The organism is Pigmentiphaga sp. NML080357 (assembly GCF_002188465.1).
Classification (GTDB): Bacteria; Pseudomonadota; Gammaproteobacteria; order Burkholderiales; family Burkholderiaceae_B; genus Pigmentiphaga.
Genome location: NZ_NINW01000041.1, coordinates 1 through 14,510 on the forward strand (window position 1 = coordinate 1; position 14,510 = coordinate 14,510).

At 66.6% G+C, this 14,510-nt stretch carries 14 protein-coding genes; 5 read left to right on the forward strand and 9 right to left on the reverse strand.

Annotation, left to right across the window (positions count from 1 at the left end):
- Positions 1-254: 254 nt before the first annotated feature.
- From thpD to CDO44_RS18685, 6 genes are all read right to left on the reverse strand, one after another.
- The gene (thpD, locus tag CDO44_RS18660; RefSeq protein ID WP_087781989.1) at positions 255-1,187 is read right to left on the reverse strand and encodes an ectoine hydroxylase; all 933 of its coding nucleotides are present in this window, start codon (positions 1,185-1,187) and stop codon (positions 255-257) included.
- A 121-nt stretch (positions 1,188-1,308) separates the two neighbouring features.
- Positions 1,309-1,707, reverse strand: coding sequence for an ectoine synthase (locus tag CDO44_RS18665; RefSeq protein ID WP_087781798.1), 399 nt, complete (start codon positions 1,705-1,707; stop codon positions 1,309-1,311).
- Positions 1,704-3,023, reverse strand: coding sequence for a diaminobutyrate--2-oxoglutarate transaminase (ectB, locus tag CDO44_RS18670; RefSeq protein WP_087781799.1), 1,320 nt, complete (start codon positions 3,021-3,023; stop codon positions 1,704-1,706). The genes CDO44_RS18665 and ectB overlap by 4 nt, the downstream gene beginning before the upstream one ends.
- A gap of 151 nt (positions 3,024-3,174) precedes the next feature.
- Entirely contained in the window at positions 3,175-3,708 is a 534-nt protein-coding gene (ectA, locus tag CDO44_RS18675) for a diaminobutyrate acetyltransferase (RefSeq protein WP_369824695.1), read from the reverse strand.
- 67 nt (positions 3,709-3,775) lie between these two features.
- On the reverse strand, positions 3,776-4,303 hold the full coding sequence (locus tag CDO44_RS18680; RefSeq protein ID WP_087781990.1) for a MarR family winged helix-turn-helix transcriptional regulator: 528 nt from the start codon (positions 4,301-4,303) through the stop codon (positions 3,776-3,778).
- Between the two features lie 156 nt (positions 4,304-4,459).
- Positions 4,460-6,712: an acyl-CoA dehydrogenase gene (locus CDO44_RS18685; protein ID WP_087781801.1), complete on the reverse strand. Its 2,253-nt coding sequence runs from the start codon at positions 6,710-6,712 to the stop codon at positions 4,460-4,462.
- Between the two features lie 136 nt (positions 6,713-6,848).
- Here CDO44_RS18685 and CDO44_RS18690 point away from each other — a divergent pair, with 136 nt between their 5' ends.
- Positions 6,849-7,922, forward strand: coding sequence for an exonuclease domain-containing protein (locus CDO44_RS18690; protein ID WP_087781802.1), 1,074 nt, complete (start codon positions 6,849-6,851; stop codon positions 7,920-7,922).
- Between the two features lie 64 nt (positions 7,923-7,986).
- Here the strand turns inward: CDO44_RS18690 and CDO44_RS18695 are convergent, their stop codons facing one another.
- Complete coding sequence (locus CDO44_RS18695; protein ID WP_087781803.1) at positions 7,987-8,190, reverse strand: hypothetical protein; 204 nt, start codon at positions 8,188-8,190, stop codon at positions 7,987-7,989.
- Between the two features lie 105 nt (positions 8,191-8,295).
- Between CDO44_RS18695 and CDO44_RS18700 the strand changes: the two genes are divergently transcribed.
- From CDO44_RS18700 to CDO44_RS18715, 4 genes are all read left to right on the forward strand, one after another.
- On the forward strand, positions 8,296-9,327 hold the full coding sequence (locus tag CDO44_RS18700) for an NADP-dependent oxidoreductase (RefSeq protein WP_087781804.1): 1,032 nt from the start codon (positions 8,296-8,298) through the stop codon (positions 9,325-9,327).
- A 41-nt stretch (positions 9,328-9,368) separates the two neighbouring features.
- Complete coding sequence (locus CDO44_RS18705; RefSeq protein WP_087781805.1) at positions 9,369-9,623, forward strand: metal-sensing transcriptional repressor; 255 nt, start codon at positions 9,369-9,371, stop codon at positions 9,621-9,623.
- A gap of 13 nt (positions 9,624-9,636) precedes the next feature.
- Entirely contained in the window at positions 9,637-10,632 is a 996-nt protein-coding gene (dmeF, locus tag CDO44_RS18710) for a CDF family Co(II)/Ni(II) efflux transporter DmeF (protein WP_087781806.1), read from the forward strand.
- Between the two features lie 145 nt (positions 10,633-10,777).
- On the forward strand, positions 10,778-11,239 hold the full coding sequence (locus tag CDO44_RS18715) for an STN domain-containing protein (RefSeq protein WP_087781807.1): 462 nt from the start codon (positions 10,778-10,780) through the stop codon (positions 11,237-11,239).
- Here CDO44_RS18715 and CDO44_RS18720 read toward each other — a convergent pair.
- Positions 11,226-12,569, reverse strand: coding sequence for a sigma-54 dependent transcriptional regulator (locus CDO44_RS18720; protein WP_087781808.1), 1,344 nt, complete (start codon positions 12,567-12,569; stop codon positions 11,226-11,228). The genes CDO44_RS18715 and CDO44_RS18720 overlap by 14 nt on opposite strands.
- Positions 12,562-14,469: an ATP-binding protein gene (locus CDO44_RS18725; protein WP_233146281.1), complete on the reverse strand. Its 1,908-nt coding sequence runs from the start codon at positions 14,467-14,469 to the stop codon at positions 12,562-12,564. Before CDO44_RS18725 ends, CDO44_RS18720 begins: the two co-directional genes overlap by 8 nt.
- Positions 14,470-14,510 lie beyond the last annotated feature (41 nt).

Sequence of the window (14,510 nt, forward strand, 5' to 3'; positions counted from 1 at the left end):
GCAGATTCGTCAGGCTGACGTTGCCGCGCTGTCGCGGCAAACAGTGCTCGATCTGCTGATATTGGGCTTCGGTGATTTCCATACCCGAAGTATACGAGCAAATTCATTTAGTGTGAACACGCCCTAGGAAGCGGCCGCAACCGGCCAGGTGCGTTTATACCCGATCAGGACCGGTTCGCACCAACGGCGGTCCGGCGCCCCCTTCCCGCGACAAGGGCGTCCGAAGACGCCCTCTGGCCAGCGCGCGGAGGCCGTCAGACCGACCGCAGGTAGCCCGGTTCGACCGCCTGGATGGGCGCGAAGCTTTCGCGCGTGGCGATGAACTCCGGCCGGGGATTCAGGCCGTACCTGGGATTGCTCAGGGTATTTTCCACGCTGTTATACACCATGAACACATTGGAGCGCGGATAGGGCGAGATGTTGCTGTTCGACCCGTGCATGATGTTGCAGTCGAAGAACACCACCGAGCCGGCGGGGGCCGACAGCACGTCGATGCCGCCCTGGTCCACCAGCAGTTGCAGGCTCACCGGGTCCGGCACGCCGTACTCCTGCTTCTTGAGCGACTGCTTGTAGTGGTCCTGCGGAGTCTCGCCCACGCACGAGACGAATTGCCGGTGCGAGCCGGGCACCACCATCAGCGGGCCGTTGCTGGCGTCGTTGTCGGTCAGCAGTACCGAGCAGCTCAGCGCCCGCATGGCCGGCATGCCGTCTTCGATGTGCCAGGTCTCGAAATCCGAGTGCCAGTAGAACTCCTTGCCCTTGAAGCCGGGCTTCATGTTGGCGCGCGACTGGTGGATGTAGACGTCGGACCCGAGGATCTGCCTGGCGATCCCCACCAGGCGCATGTCCTGCGACAGGCGGCCGAGCAGCTTGCTCAGCTTGTGGACCATGAACACCGAACGCACCGCGTCGCTGCCTTTCTCGGTGATGGCTTCTTCGCGGCGGCGGATGGCGGGATCGCGCACCAGGCGCTCGACTTCGCGTTTCAGGGCCTGCGTTTCCTGGCTGGAGAAGAAATTCTTGAGCAGGATGTAGCCGTTGCGTTCGTAGCCGCCCAGTTGCTCGGCATCCAGGCCGGTGCCCGGTTCGGTCTTGGCGCTGCCGTAGACCACCGGGTCCCGGCGCTGCACGATGCCGGCCGCGCGGTCGGCTCGTGAAGAATAGATATCGCGTGCGGGAGTAATCATGTTTGCCCTCCTGTTCTCGTCGGCGACCGTCCCGCCCGCCGGCGGGCGCGGCCGCTTGCCATGGCCGGGCGTGGCGCCCGGCCGGAGACGCGCGCCGCGGCGGCGCGCGCCGGCCATGCCGTCAGGCGGCCTTTTCCTCGTCCAGGGGATAGACGCCGTCGGCGTCATGGACTTCCAGGCCGGTCAGAGGCGGGTTGAAGACGCAGATGACGCGCAGCGGCTCCTTGCCGCCGCGCAGATAGTGCTCGTCGTTGTCATTGAGCGCGTAGACCACGCCGGGTCCCAGCTTGTAGACCTTGCCATCGGCCACGGTCTCGATCTCGCCGTCGCCTTCGATGCACCATACGGCCTCGACGTGGTTCTTGTACCAGATGTGGGTCTCGGTTCCCGGATGGATGATGGTCTCGTGGAACGAGAAACCCATGCCGTCTTTCTTCAGCAGCACGCGGCGGCTGGTCCAGGTAGGCGTGGAAACCTCGTTCTCGGTCCCGATTATGTCCTTGATATTGCGTACGATCATCGCGCTTTTCCTCCGAACTTCAATACGCGGGCATTCGACTGTTTCTGGCCGGGCTGCTCGGCGGCCACCACCTCGGCCACGGCGCGGTCCAGCACTTCCAGTGCCTGTTTCAGCTGGGCCTCTTCGATGGTGAGCGCGGGCAGCAGCTTGAGCACTTCGTCGTTGGCGCCCGAGGTCTCGATCACCACGCCGCCCTTGAAGGCTTGCGCCGCGATCTTGTTGGCCAGGCCGGGCACGCCGCTCACCAGCCCCTGGATGAGGCCGCGGCCGCGCACGGACAGGTCGGCGTCGGGGTGGCTGTGGACCATGTTCTCGAGCCAGTCCCGCACCAGCGTTTCCTTGGCCTGGATCTCGCGGGTGAACGTGTCGTCGCTCCAGTAATGCTCCAGGGCCTGGCGGGCCGTGACGAAGGCGAGGTTGTTGCCGCGGAAGGTGCCGTTGTGCTCGCCCGGCTTCCAGATATCCAGCTCGGGCTTGATGAGCACCATGGCCATGGGCAGCCCGAACCCGCTCAGGGACTTCGACAGCGTCACGATGTCGGGCTGGATGCCGGCGGCCTCGAAACTGAAGAAGGTGCCCGTGCGCCCGCAGCCGACCTGGATGTCGTCCACGATCAGCAGCATGTCGTGGCGGCGGCACAGCCGCTGCAGCTCCTGCAGCCAGCGCAGCGTGGCGACGTTCACGCCGCCTTCGCCCTGCACGGTTTCCACGATGACGGCGGCGGGCGCGTCCATGCCGCTGCTGCGGTCCTCGAGCATGCGTTCGAAGTACGCCATGGTGTCGACGTCCGGACCGAAATAGCCGTCATAGGGAATGAAGGTCGTATTGCCCAGGCTGACGCCGGCGGCGTCGCGGTACTTGGCGTTGGCGGTGGCCGACAGCGAGCCGGAGCTGACACCGTGGAAACCATGCGTGAACGAGACGATGTTGGAACGCTGCTTGACGCGGCGGGCCAGCTTGAGCGCCGCTTCGACCGCATTGGTACCGGTGGGGCCGGTGAACTGCAGCGTGTACTTCATGCCGCGCGGCTTGAGGATCAGCCGCTCGAACGCTTCCAGGAACTCCTTCTTGGCCGAGGTGGCCATGTCCAGGCCGTGCACCACGCCGTCCGCCTGGACGTAGTCCAGCAGGGGCTGCTTCAGCGCAGGGTTGTTGTGGCCGTAGTTGAGCGTCCCGGCACCGGCAAACAGGTCGATGTACTGCTTGCCCTCCTCGTCGAACAGCAATGAGCCCTTGGCCTTGCTGAAAACCACCGGAAACGAGCGTATGTAGCCGCGGACTTCCGATTCGAGGCGGTCAAAGATCTTGAGATCCATAAGTTTTCCCTCCTGTTTTGCTTCTAGAAGCGTGAAAAACGTGTAGGCGGACCCGGCGCGAAGCCGGGGCGGACGCGAGGGGCATCCGGCCAACTGGAGAACAGCCCCCGTGGGGGGCAGGGCCAGGGTCGGGGCAGTCCCGGCACCCGGCCTATAACGGACCGATGCGCAACAGCCGTTCGTCCTCGTGCTCGGCATGGCCGAACAGTTCGGGCGGAAACATGGGCTGTTCCACGCACTCGGCGCCGCGATCCTGCGCCAGCGCCGCGAACATGCGCCGCGACGGCTGGTTGGATGGGGACACGGTGGTTTCGATGCTGCGTATGGGCTGCGGCAGCGGCCTGGCAAGCAGGTGTTCGAGCATGCGCTGGCCCAGGCGATGGCCGCGGGCGGCGGGATGGACCGCAACCTGCCAGACGAACAACACGTTGGATTGCTTGGGCGGAAGATAGGCAGAAACGAACCCTGCCAATTGCCCTTGCCGGGTGGCCACTACGCATGTATCGCGAAAGTGCCGGCACAGAAGAAGGTAGGCGTAGGTGGAATTGACATCCAGCGGCGGCGATTCCTGGATGAGCCGCTGGATGCCCGCGGCATCTTCGACTTCAGGCGGCCTCAGGTCGAAATTCTCCAAGGCCGGATTGAACACCGCAGGTTGGATGAGCGTGTCGTCGATCGCTTTCAGACTCCGACCCTCCTGACGTTTCGCACGCCGGCGTGACGGCCGCGGCGTGCTGGTTGATGGCGCCGGGTCAAACCGCCAGGCCTGACTCCGGAGACGTATCCGACGCATTGATGTCCAGGATGGGCGAAGTATCCGTTCCGGGAGTTTCCATCAGGCTCACGATGCGTTCGAGCGAGAGCGTGATCGTGGCCTGCTCCAGTTCCGGCAGCGCGCTCAAGGCATCGGCCAGCGTTTTCTGCAGCGGCGAAGGCGCCTGGCTTGCCACTTCGCGCCCGGCGTCGGTAGCCGACACCAGCACGGTGCGGCGGTCTTCCCTGCTGCGTTCCCGCTTGACCCAGCCTTTTTCCTCCAGGCGATCGAGTATGCCGACGACCGTGCTCGGACTGACCGAGATTTCGCGGCTGATGGCGGTGGCCGTCAGCGGCCCCGACTCGATCACGGCCAGGAGGCAGACCAATTGCGGCGCGGTGATGTGGCTGCAGGCGGCCAACTGCTTGGAGTGCAGCGCAATGTTGCGCGTGATGCGGCGCAGTGCGCGCAAGATGCGCAAGTTGTAATTGACGCCGGTATCCACGGCCGAACCGGTATGGTCCATATCCTTCTGGAAATCAAAAATGCGTGGTCGAAAAAAAATCATTGCTCTCACGCTATGTAGAGCAATGATTTCAACTCAAATAATTTTAGTCAGAAACGCCTTCCCTGTCAACCCTTTGCCGCCGGGAATTTGCGGGGAACGGCTCCGAAATTACCCCTATTCGCCCGGATCAGGCTGACATCGCGCCGTAGCATGCCGTCCGGCAAGATCCGCTGCCGCGAAACTGTCCACTTCCACCACTTCCGCTACGACACGCTCCATTTCTTCGAGCATCGCCGCCTGGCCGGAATCCAGGGCGCCGCTTCCGGCGCCCTCCCGCCAGTCCTTGATGCCGGCGCGGCGCAGCTCGTCGAGCACCGGGGCGCAGTGGGCCGCCAGCTCGAAAGCCCGCGCAAGATGGTCCAGCGCCTCGCCCGCACGCGGCCGGGCGAGGCCGGGCAGCAGGCGATCCCGGGCCGGCGAAGGTTCGAGCAGCAAGGCGGCGCAAGCTTGCGTCAGCGCGTCGGACGGGCCGCGGCGGCGCACGCCCCATGGCAGGCAAATGAATCGCAGCAGGCCGGCGGCCGCTCGCGCCGGCAAGTTGGCCAGCACCGCATCCAGGCGTTCCTCGATGGTCGCGAGACCGCTCTCCATGCACCACTGCACCAGCGGCAGGTCGTCGGCCTGCCGTCCTTCGTCGTGCCAGCGCTTGAGGACCGCAGAGAGCAGGTACAGTTCGGCCAGGATGTCGCCCAGCCTTGCGGACAGCATTTCCTTGCGCTTGAGGGCGCCGCCCAGTGTCGCCAGCGTGACGTCGGCCACCAGGGCGAAGGCCGACGCATACCGGTTCAGTTGCCGGTAGTAGCCCGCCGTCGCGCCGACGGCGCGCGGGGCGGGCGCGAAACGCCCATCGGTCCAGGCTCGCGCGAAGGCGCGCAGGGCGTTGGCGGCAGCATGGCCGGCGTGGCGCCAGAAGGTGCGGTCGAACTCCTCCAGTCCGCGCCGCGTGTCGGGGTCGGCGAGGGCCGACATTTCCTGCATCAAGAACGGATGCGCCCGGATCGCCCCCTGCCCGAAGACGATCAGGCAGCGCGTCAGGATATTCGCGCCTTCGACCGTGATGCCGATGGGAATGGCCCGATAGACGTTGGACAGGTAATTGCGCGGCCCGTCGATCACGCCCTTGCCCGCGTGCACGTCCATCGCGTCGTTCACGGCGATGCGCATGCGCTCGGTGGCGTGGTATTTCATGATGGCCGAGATTACGGCCGGCTTGTGGCCGGCATCCAGGCCGGCGCAGGTCAGGCGGCGGGCCGCGTCCACCTGGTAGGCCAGCGCCGCCATGCGCCCGAGTTTTTCCTGCACGCCCTCGAACTTGCCGATGGGGATGCCGAACTGCTGGCGCACGCGCGCATAGGCGCCGCTGGTGTGCGCCGAGAACGCGCACGAGGCCGCGGCCAGCGAAGGCAGGGAGATGCCCCGCCCCGCCGCGAGCGCGGTCATCAGCATCTGCCACCCCTGGCCCGCCCGCTCGACGCCGCCGATGATGGACTCCAGGGGGATGAACACCTCGCGGCCCCGGTTCGGGCCATTCTGGAACACCTGCATGGCCGGTATGTGGCGGCGGCCGATCTCGACCCCCGGCGTATCGGTCGGCACCAGGGCCACGGTGATGCCGAGCTCTTCGCGGTCCCCGAGCAGGCGACCGGGATCGTAGAGCTTGAACGCGAGCCCCAGCACCGTCGCAACCGGCCCGAGCGTGATGTAGCGCTTATGCCAGTTCAGCCGGATGCCGAGCACTTCCCTGCCTTGCCAGGTTCCCTTGCAGACCTCGCCGCGGTCCACCATCGACGCCGCGTCGGAGCCGGCCTCCGGGCTGGTCAGCCCGAAGCACGGGATTTCCCGTCCGTCCGCGAGCCGCGGCAACCAATAGTCGCGCTGGGCATCGGTGCCGAAATGCAGCAGCAGTTCGCCCGGCCCCAGCGAATTGGGCACCATGACCGTGACGGCGGTCGTGAGCGAGCGGGTGGAGATGCGGCGCACCACCTCCGAATGCGCATAGGCGGAAAAGCCCAGTCCGCCGTACTTGCGGGGGATGATCATGCCGAAGAACTTGCGGGCCTTCAGGAACGCCCAGATGTCGGGCGGCAGATCGTGCAGCTCCCAGTTGATCCGCCAGTCATCGACCATCGCGCAGAGCTCGGTCACCGGCCCGTCCAGGAATGCGCGCTCTTCGTCGGTCAGCCGGGCGGGAGGCGTATCGAGCAGCTTGCGCCACGCGGGATTGCCCGTGAACAATTCGGCATCCCACCATATGTCGCCCGCCTCGATCGCCTCCCGTTCGGTATCCGACATGGTCGGCAGCGCTTTCGCCGCCCAGCGGAACAGGGGTTTGGACAACCAGTCGCGGCGCAATGCGGATACGGCCATCGAGATGCCTCCTTGCAGGCTCTTCTTTCCCCATATAGTACGAGGCTCCCGGCAGGACCGGCGAGCCGCCGGTTTCGCGCTGGTTAACATAGGGGATGAAAGGCGATATTTCTCCCATTGCAAGCAAGGAGCACCCATGACGACCCGGCTGGCCTTCGTCGACCTGGAGACCACCGGCACCACGCCGCAGAGCGACCGCATCACCGAAATCGGCATCGTCCTGGTCGATGAACACGGGCAGCGGGAGTGGAGCAGCCTGGTCAACCCCGGCCGCCCCATTCCGCCCGCTATCCAGTCGCTGACCGGCATCTCGAACGCCATGGTGGCCCAGGCGCCGCCCTTCGAGGCGCTGGCGGGCGAAATCGCCGCCCGGCTCGAAGGCTGCCTCTTCATCGCGCACAACGCCCGTTTCGACTACGGCTTCCTGCGGCAGGAATTCCAGCGGCTGGAGCGGCCTTTCCGGGCCGACGTCCTGTGCACCGTGCGCCTGTCGCGCAGGCTGTATCCGCAGCATCGCCACCACAATCTCGATGCGCTGATCGCCCGCCATGGCCTGCATGTCCATGCGCGCCACCGGGCCCTGGACGACGCGCGGCTGCTATGGCATTTCTGGCGGGAGATCCATCGCGAATTCCCGTCCGAGCACATCGGCGGCCTCGTCGACGCCCTTGCCGGGCGGGTGCAATGGCCCGACCACCTGGATCCGGAGCTGCCCGGCATCCTGCCCGAGGACCACGGCGTCTATGTCTTCCACGACGCCAACGGCCAGGCCCTCTATGTGGGCCGGGCCGATCGACTGCGGGACAAAGTGCTCTCCCATTTCCAGCCCATGCGCTGGAAATCGGCCAAGGCGCGGCGGCTGGCCGAGCAGGTGCGGCGCATCGAATGGCTGGAGACGGGAGGCGCGATCGGAGCCCTGCTGCACGAGAGCCGCCTGTTGCGCGAACTGGCGCCCACGCACAACCGCCGGCCGCGTGCCGCGGCGCCTACGATAGACAGGCATTGGCCTTATGACGGGCCGGTCGGCATACGGGAGGCCCGCCTCATCCACGTCATCGAAGGCTGGCGTTTCCTGGGCAGCGCCACCACCGACGAGATGCTGTACGAACTTCTGGACGGCGGCCGCGCCGGATACGACGCCGAAGTACACCGTCTCCTGCGCGACCGGCTGGCCCTGGTCCCGCTCCTGCGATTGCGCCCTGCGCGCTAGCTACGGGGCGTCCAGTCGCTCTTTTTATTTCTACTTCGCCAGCGAGACTCGGAGATCGCGCCCGCTATTTTCCGCCCGGGCCGGCCACGTCGATGCCGCTGCCCGACAGCTTGTTCGATTTCGGCGAGCGTCCCAGCTCGTCGGCCGAAGTATTGCGGTCGTTCTGCCGCTCGATCTGTTCGCGAGTGAGGGAGAAATCGTCGGCGTCCCCGGCCCGGTCTTCCGCGGACCGGTCATCCGGCGGGGTTTTCTTGGACGAAGGTTTCATAAATGCTCCAGACGGCTTATCGTTGACTCGAACCACCCGCGAGGTGGCCCACGCTTTCCTTCAGCATGAAACGTTCCCGGCCGAGCCGGATGCCAGGAGACCCCGATGCCCCAGTCCGCGTCGATGAATCGCCGGATCGTCATGGTTCGCCGCCCCGCCGGAGCCCCTTCTCCTGCGGACTTCCGCATGGAAACCGTCCCCGTGCCCGCCCCCGGCGACGGCCAGGTCCTGCTGCAGACCGTCTACCTGTCGCTGGACCCCTATATGCGGGGGCGCATGAGTGACGCGGCATCCTATGCCAAGCCGCTCGGAATCGGCGACGTGATGCTGGGCGGAACGATCAGCCGCGTCGTGGAATCGCGCCATCCCGACTTTCCCGCGGGCGAACTCGTGCTGGCCGCGAGCGGCTGGCAGGACTACGCGGTGTCGTCCGGCAAGGGCCTCACCCGCCTGCCCGCCAGCCTCGCCCATCCGTCGTGGGCGCTCGGCGTGCTCGGCATGCCGGGCTTCACGGCCTACGTCGGACTGCTGCAGATCGGCACGCCCAAGGCCGGCGAAACCGTGGCCGTCGGTGCCGCCACCGGCGCGGTCGGATCGGTCGTGGGACAGATCGCCAAGCTCCACGGCTGCCGGGTGGTCGGGATCGCCGGCGGCCCGGACAAATGCGACTACGCCATACGGGAACTGGGCTTCGATGCCTGCCTGGACCACCGGGCCGGCGACTTGCCCGCGCGCCTCGCGGCGGCTTGCCCGGACGGCATCGACGTCTACTTCGAAAGCGTCGGCGGCGCCGTGTTCGATGCGGTGCTGCCGCTGCTCAACCGCCACGCCCGCATCCCGCTGTGCGGGCTGATCTCCCAGTACAACGCCGTCCCGGGCGTCGAGGCCCCCGATCGCCTGCCCATGCTGATGCGGCTGGCCCTGACCAAGAGCCTGCGCATCCAGGGCTTCATCGTGTCCGACTGGTACGGCCCCCTGTATCGGGACTTCGCACGGCAAATGAACGCATGGGTGGCCGATGGCCAGGTCCGCTACAGAGAAGACGTCGTCGAAGGGCTCGAGAACGCGCCTGCAGCCTTCATGGGCCTCCTGGAAGGCCGCAATTTCGGCAAGCTGGTCGTGAAAGTTTCCCGTTGAGAAATTCTGCGATATCCTATCCCCCCCGATAGGATATCGCCATGCATCGCACCCATCCCGACATCGTTCCCCGCCTCAAGCGCGCCGAGGGCCATCTGCGCTCGGTCATCGCCATGATCGAAGAAGGCCGGGACGGCCTCGCCCTCGCCCAGCAGCTGCACGCCGTCGAGGCGGCCGTTGCCAAGGCCAAGCAGGCGCTGATCTTCGATCACATCGAGCATCTCCTGGAAGAATCGCGGCCGGCGGAAGTGCAAGAGGCCTTGCGCGACATGAAGGCATTCGCCAAGTATCTTTGACGCCGCCGCCATCATGTCCGACTTTCCTCCCAAACAGCACGGCCACGTTTTCCTGGGCAGCCGCCACGATGCGCACGAGCGCCGGACCTGGCAGGTCGTGGCGCTCACGGCCGCGATGATGGTCGCCGAAATCGCCGGCGGCACCCTCTTCGGTTCCATGGCCCTTGTGGCCGACGGCTGGCACATGTCCACCCATGCGGCGGCGCTTGCGCTGGCCGCCGTCGCTTACAGAGTGGCGCGCAAGCACCAGCATGACGCCCATTTCACTTTCGGCACCGGCAAGTTCGGCGAGCTGGCGGCATTCGGCAACGCGCTGCTGTTGCTCGTCATCGCCCTCCTGATCGGCTATGAGAGCCTGCAGCGGCTCTTCGCGCCGGTGCCCATCCACTTTGCGGAGGCATTGCCCATCGCGGTGGCGGGACTAGCCGTCAACCTGGCCAGCGCCTGGCTGCTGCGCGACCACGATCATGGCCACGGGCACGATCACGGGCACGATCACGGGCACGGACACAATCACGGGCACGATCATGACCACGATCACGCGCCGGCCGCTCGGCCGCCCGGCCACCACCACGCCCACGACACCAATTTGCGCGCGGCCTATGTGCACGTTCTCGCCGACGCCTTGACCTCGGTGCTGGCGATCGCCGCCCTGCTGGCCGGCTACTTCGGCGGCGTGCAGTGGCTGGATCCGGTCATGGGACTGGTGGGCACGGTGGTCATCGCCATCTGGTCCTGGAATCTCCTGAAGGCGGCCAGCCGCGTCCTGCTGGACCGGGTGCCGGACCCGGCGCTCGCCGCCCGCATCCGCAATCGGCTGGAACAGGACGGCGATCGCGTCATCGATTTCCACCTGTGGCGCCTGGGCCCGGAGCACCTCGGGCTGATCGCGGCCATCGTCAGCCCGCACCCCCGGACGCCGGATCACTACAAACGCAGGCTGGCCGACGTCGCGCACCTGGCCCACATCACCATCGAGGTGCACGACACGGCGCCAGCCGCCGCCTGACCTCGCTACGGGCAGTTGAAACGGCTCGTCAATCATTATGGGTAGCCGCCACAGACCGAATCCGGCCGGCGTGCTACCCTAAAGGCGTCATCGAACAATTACAAGCAGGTCGCGCCCCGGCGCCACACTGCGACAGGAGACTCGTATGACTTGCCAAGTGATTCCCCTGCGGCCTCGCCGCGCCAAGCGGCGGGCGTTTCCCGTAACGGGCAAGTTGTTGATGATCGCGGTGCCAGTGGTCCTGTCCATGGGCTGGCTGCTCGCACTGCCCGGCATGCCGCATGCGCAGGCCGGTCCCGGAGCCTCCGAGGAGCTCCGGCAGGACTTCGCCGTTTCGGCGGGCGACCTGCGCCCCGCGCTCGAGAAATATGCCCGGCAGGCGGGCATCCGGCTCTCGTTCGATCCCGCGAAGGTCTCGGGCTTGACCACGCCGGGGCTGCATGGCCGTTACACGGTCCAGGAAGGGTTGAACCAGTTGCTGCGCGGCACCGGCTACGTGGGCGCGCAGGAAAACGGCCGCTATGTACTGGTGCCGGAACCGCCGGCGGCGGCGGACAAGCGCCAGCCGGCCGCCCCGCGGCTGGCGGGTGCGCTCATCCCTGCTTGAAGTCCTCGGTGCTCAGGCCCAGCCTGTGCATCTTGTCGTAGAGCGTCTTGCGGGGCAGGCCGAGGAGTTCGCTGGCCGCCGCCGTGCGGCCGGAACAGCTCTTGAGCGCGTCTTCGATCAGCAGGCGCTCGAACATCGTCATCTGCTCTTCCAGCGAGCGGCGGCCCGCGGCCGCCGCGCATGCCAGGTTGTCCTTGGCCAGCCCCAATACGAACCGGTCGGCGACATTGCGCAGCTCCCGCACGTTGCCCGGCCAATGGTGCGCCATCAGCGATTGCAACTGCGCGCCCGATACCACCGGCGCCTCGCGGCCATAGCGCATGGCCGCCTGCAGCACGAAATGCTCGAACAGCAGCGGAATGTCTTCGCGGCGCTCGCGCAGCGGCGGGATCTCCAGCACCGCGACACTGAGGCGATAGTAGAGATCCGGCCGGAACGCGCCGCGCTCGGCCTCGGCCAGCAGGTCGCTCTTGGTCGCGGCGACCACCCGGCAGTCCATGGGCAGCGGGTCGTTGGCCCCCAGGCGCTCGAACACCCGCTCCTGCAAAGTGCGCAGCAGCTTGATCTGCAGCACCGCCGGCATAGTTTCGATCTCGTCCAGGAACAGCGTTCCTCCCCGCGCATATTCGATCTTGCCGATGCGCCGCTTGACCGCCCCCGTGAAGGCGCCCGCCTCATGGCCGAACACCTCGCTCTCGAACAGGTTCTCCGGCATGCCGCCGCAATTGAGCGCCGAGAAATGCCGGTCGCGGCGCCGGCTGTAGTCGTGCAGGCAACGCGCCACGAGTTCCTTGCCGGTGCCCGTCTCGCCGACGACGAGCACGTCGGCGTCGGTGTCGGCCAGTTCCTGGACGACACGGCGAAGCGCCTCGATCGACGGCGACCGGCCCAGCAGTACCCCTTCGATGGCGCGGCGGTCGTCGAGCTGGCGGCGCAGGGATTGCACCTCCAGCGTCAATCCGCGCTTTTCCAGCGCGCGCTGCACGACCTCGGTCAGGAGTTCGGACGAGAACGGCTTCTCGATGAAATCGTAGGCGCCCAGGCGCATCGCCTGCACCGCCATGGAAATGTCGCCATGGCCGGTCACCAGGATCACCGGCAGGCTGGGATCGATCTCCAGCGCGCGGCGCAGCAATTCGAGGCCGTCCATGCCGGACATCTTCACGTCGGTCACCAGCACGCCGGGAAAACCGGGGCCGACAAGCTTGAGCGCCTGCTCCGCGGACTCCAGCGCATTGACCTCCAGCCCGGCCAGCTGCAGCGCCTGCTTGCCGCCCAGCCGGACCGCCGGATCGTCCTCGACGAACAGCACCGTCAATCCTTCAAACATCCACAGTCTCCTCCATCCTCGCCGGCCGCAACTGCAGCACGAATGCCGCCCCGCCCTCCGGCCGGTTGTATGCCCTCAGGCTGCCGCCGAAATCCCGCACGATGCCGGCGGAGATCGCCAGTCCCAGGCCCAGCCCCACGCCTTGTTCCTTGGTGGTGAAGAAGGGCTCGAACAGGCGCTGCATGACTTCGTCCGGGATGCCCGGCCCGCTGTCGTTCACCGTGATGGAAACCCATTCGTCGGTCTGCACCGTCACGTCCAGCCGCCGCTCGTCGCTGTGCGCCATGGCGTCGATGGCATTGCCCAGCAGGTTGACCAGCACCTGTTCCAGGCGGTTGCCATCGCAATAGGCGCATGCCTCCTCGGGAACGCTCACCTTGAGCGTGACCCGCTCCTGGCGCAGGCGCTGCTCGAGCAGGAAACAGGCGTCGGAGATCGCCACGGCGATCGAGGTCGGCTTGAGCAGCGCCGGCGACTTGCGGGCGAACTTCTTCAGCTGGCCGGTAATCTTGCCCATGCGCGCGGTCAGCTGCCCGATCATGGTGAGGTTCTCTTCCGCATCGGCCTGGCGGCCGCGCTGCAAGAGCACGGCGGCGTTGTCCGCCAGCGTGCGCAGCGCCGCCAGCGGCTGGTTCAGCTCGTGGGTGATGCTCGCCGCCATCTGGCCCAACGCCGCCATCTTGCCTGCCTGGACCAGCTCGTCCATCGTGGACTTGAGTTCTTCCTCGGCCCGCCGCCGCTCGGCGATCTCGGTATGCAGGTGGCGGTTGGCGTTGCTCAAGGCCTGCGTACGCGCCGCCACCTTGCGTTCCAGTTCGTCGTGTGCCCGCTGCAAGGCCGCGCTGGCCGCCAGGCTTTGCGCGATGGCGCGCCTGCGCTGCTGCAGGTAGAGGCCCAGTATCGCCAGGAACCCCATGGCCAGGGCCACCGCGATGGCGGTGTTGCGCGCCCGGGCATGGATGGGAGCGATATTCGACAGGGCCATGAGACGCCATTGGGTCCCGGGAATCGGCCGGCTCTGCACCAGATAGGAAGGCATCAGGAAATTGCCCCCTTCGCCGCCTCGTCCCGCCTCGCTGGTGAACTGCACGATGGTGGTCCCGTCCGGCGAGCGCCCGACCTCGGTCATGCCCAGCGGTTCCAGCGATCCGGCACGGTGGTATTGCCGGGTCACCGCCAGCTTCTCCAGGGTGCGCGCCGACAAGGGCTCCAGGGTCTTGAACTTCCAGCCCGGCACGGAGGTCAGGAAAATCACGCCATTCTCGTCGACCACCAGGACCTTCTCGTCGGCGCGCAGCCAGGCATCGTCCAGCTTGTCCAGGTCCACCTTCAGCGCCGCGACGCCCAGCATCCGGCCGCCATGGTAGATCCCGTACGAGAAGTAGTAGCCGGGCGACTGGCTCACCGTCCCGATGCCGTAGAAGCGGCCTGGCAATCCCTTGGCCGCGTCGATGAAATACGGCCGGTAGGAAAAGTTGCGTCCGACGAAGCTCGGCGGCCGGTTCCAGTTGCTGGCGGCGAGCGTGAGCCCCTCCATGTTCATGACGTAGATTTCGGACGACCCGGCCTTCAGGTTGACCGTTTCCAGATAGTGGTTGACCCGGGCCAGCCACTCCGGATTGCCGGGATCCTGCAAGAGCGCGATGACGTCCTTGTTCAGCGACAGGATGCCCGGCAGGTAGTCGTATCGGGTCAGCTCGCTCTGCAGGCCGCCGGCGTAGATGTCGAGCCGGTGCTCGACCCCCTGGCGCATGGCCCGGATGCCGGTGCGCTCGCCCCAGGCGTAGGCCAGCGCCACGGCCAGCGCGGCGGCGAACAGGCACGCGCCGCCCCAAACCAGGCGCCGATTGAAGGATCTGCGTGCGTACGGACTGGCGCGCAAGTCTCCACCCATTGTCATTGTTGTCACGCGATCGTCAATGTATCCCACCGGCGCCCGAA

Excerpts from the sequence above, each read along its gene's own strand:
- CDO44_RS18690 (WP_087781802.1), top strand. The coding sequence starts at position 6,849 with ATGACGACCCGGCTGGCCTTCGTCGACCTGGAGACCACCGGCACCACG.
- ectB (WP_087781799.1), bottom strand. The coding sequence starts at position 3,023 with ATGGATCTCAAGATCTTTGACCGCCTCGAATCGGAAGTCCGCGGCTAC.
- CDO44_RS18665 (WP_087781798.1), bottom strand. The coding sequence starts at position 1,707 with ATGATCGTACGCAATATCAAGGACATAATCGGGACCGAGAACGAGGTT.
- CDO44_RS18725 (WP_233146281.1), bottom strand. The coding sequence starts at position 14,469 with ATGACAATGGGTGGAGACTTGCGCGCCAGTCCGTACGCACGCAGATCC.
- CDO44_RS18680 (WP_087781990.1), bottom strand. The coding sequence starts at position 4,303 with ATGGACCATACCGGTTCGGCCGTGGATACCGGCGTCAATTACAACTTG.
- CDO44_RS18720 (WP_087781808.1), bottom strand. The coding sequence starts at position 12,569 with ATGTTTGAAGGATTGACGGTGCTGTTCGTCGAGGACGATCCGGCGGTC.
- CDO44_RS18695 (WP_087781803.1), bottom strand. The coding sequence starts at position 8,190 with ATGAAACCTTCGTCCAAGAAAACCCCGCCGGATGACCGGTCCGCGGAA.
- thpD (WP_087781989.1), bottom strand. The coding sequence starts at position 1,187 with ATGATTACTCCCGCACGCGATATCTATTCTTCACGAGCCGACCGCGCG.
- dmeF (WP_087781806.1), top strand. The coding sequence starts at position 9,637 with ATGTCCGACTTTCCTCCCAAACAGCACGGCCACGTTTTCCTGGGCAGC.
- CDO44_RS18700 (WP_087781804.1), top strand. The coding sequence starts at position 8,296 with ATGCCCCAGTCCGCGTCGATGAATCGCCGGATCGTCATGGTTCGCCGC.
- CDO44_RS18705 (WP_087781805.1), top strand. The coding sequence starts at position 9,369 with ATGCATCGCACCCATCCCGACATCGTTCCCCGCCTCAAGCGCGCCGAG.
- CDO44_RS18715 (WP_087781807.1), top strand. The coding sequence starts at position 10,778 with ATGACTTGCCAAGTGATTCCCCTGCGGCCTCGCCGCGCCAAGCGGCGG.
- CDO44_RS18685 (WP_087781801.1), bottom strand. The coding sequence starts at position 6,712 with ATGGCCGTATCCGCATTGCGCCGCGACTGGTTGTCCAAACCCCTGTTC.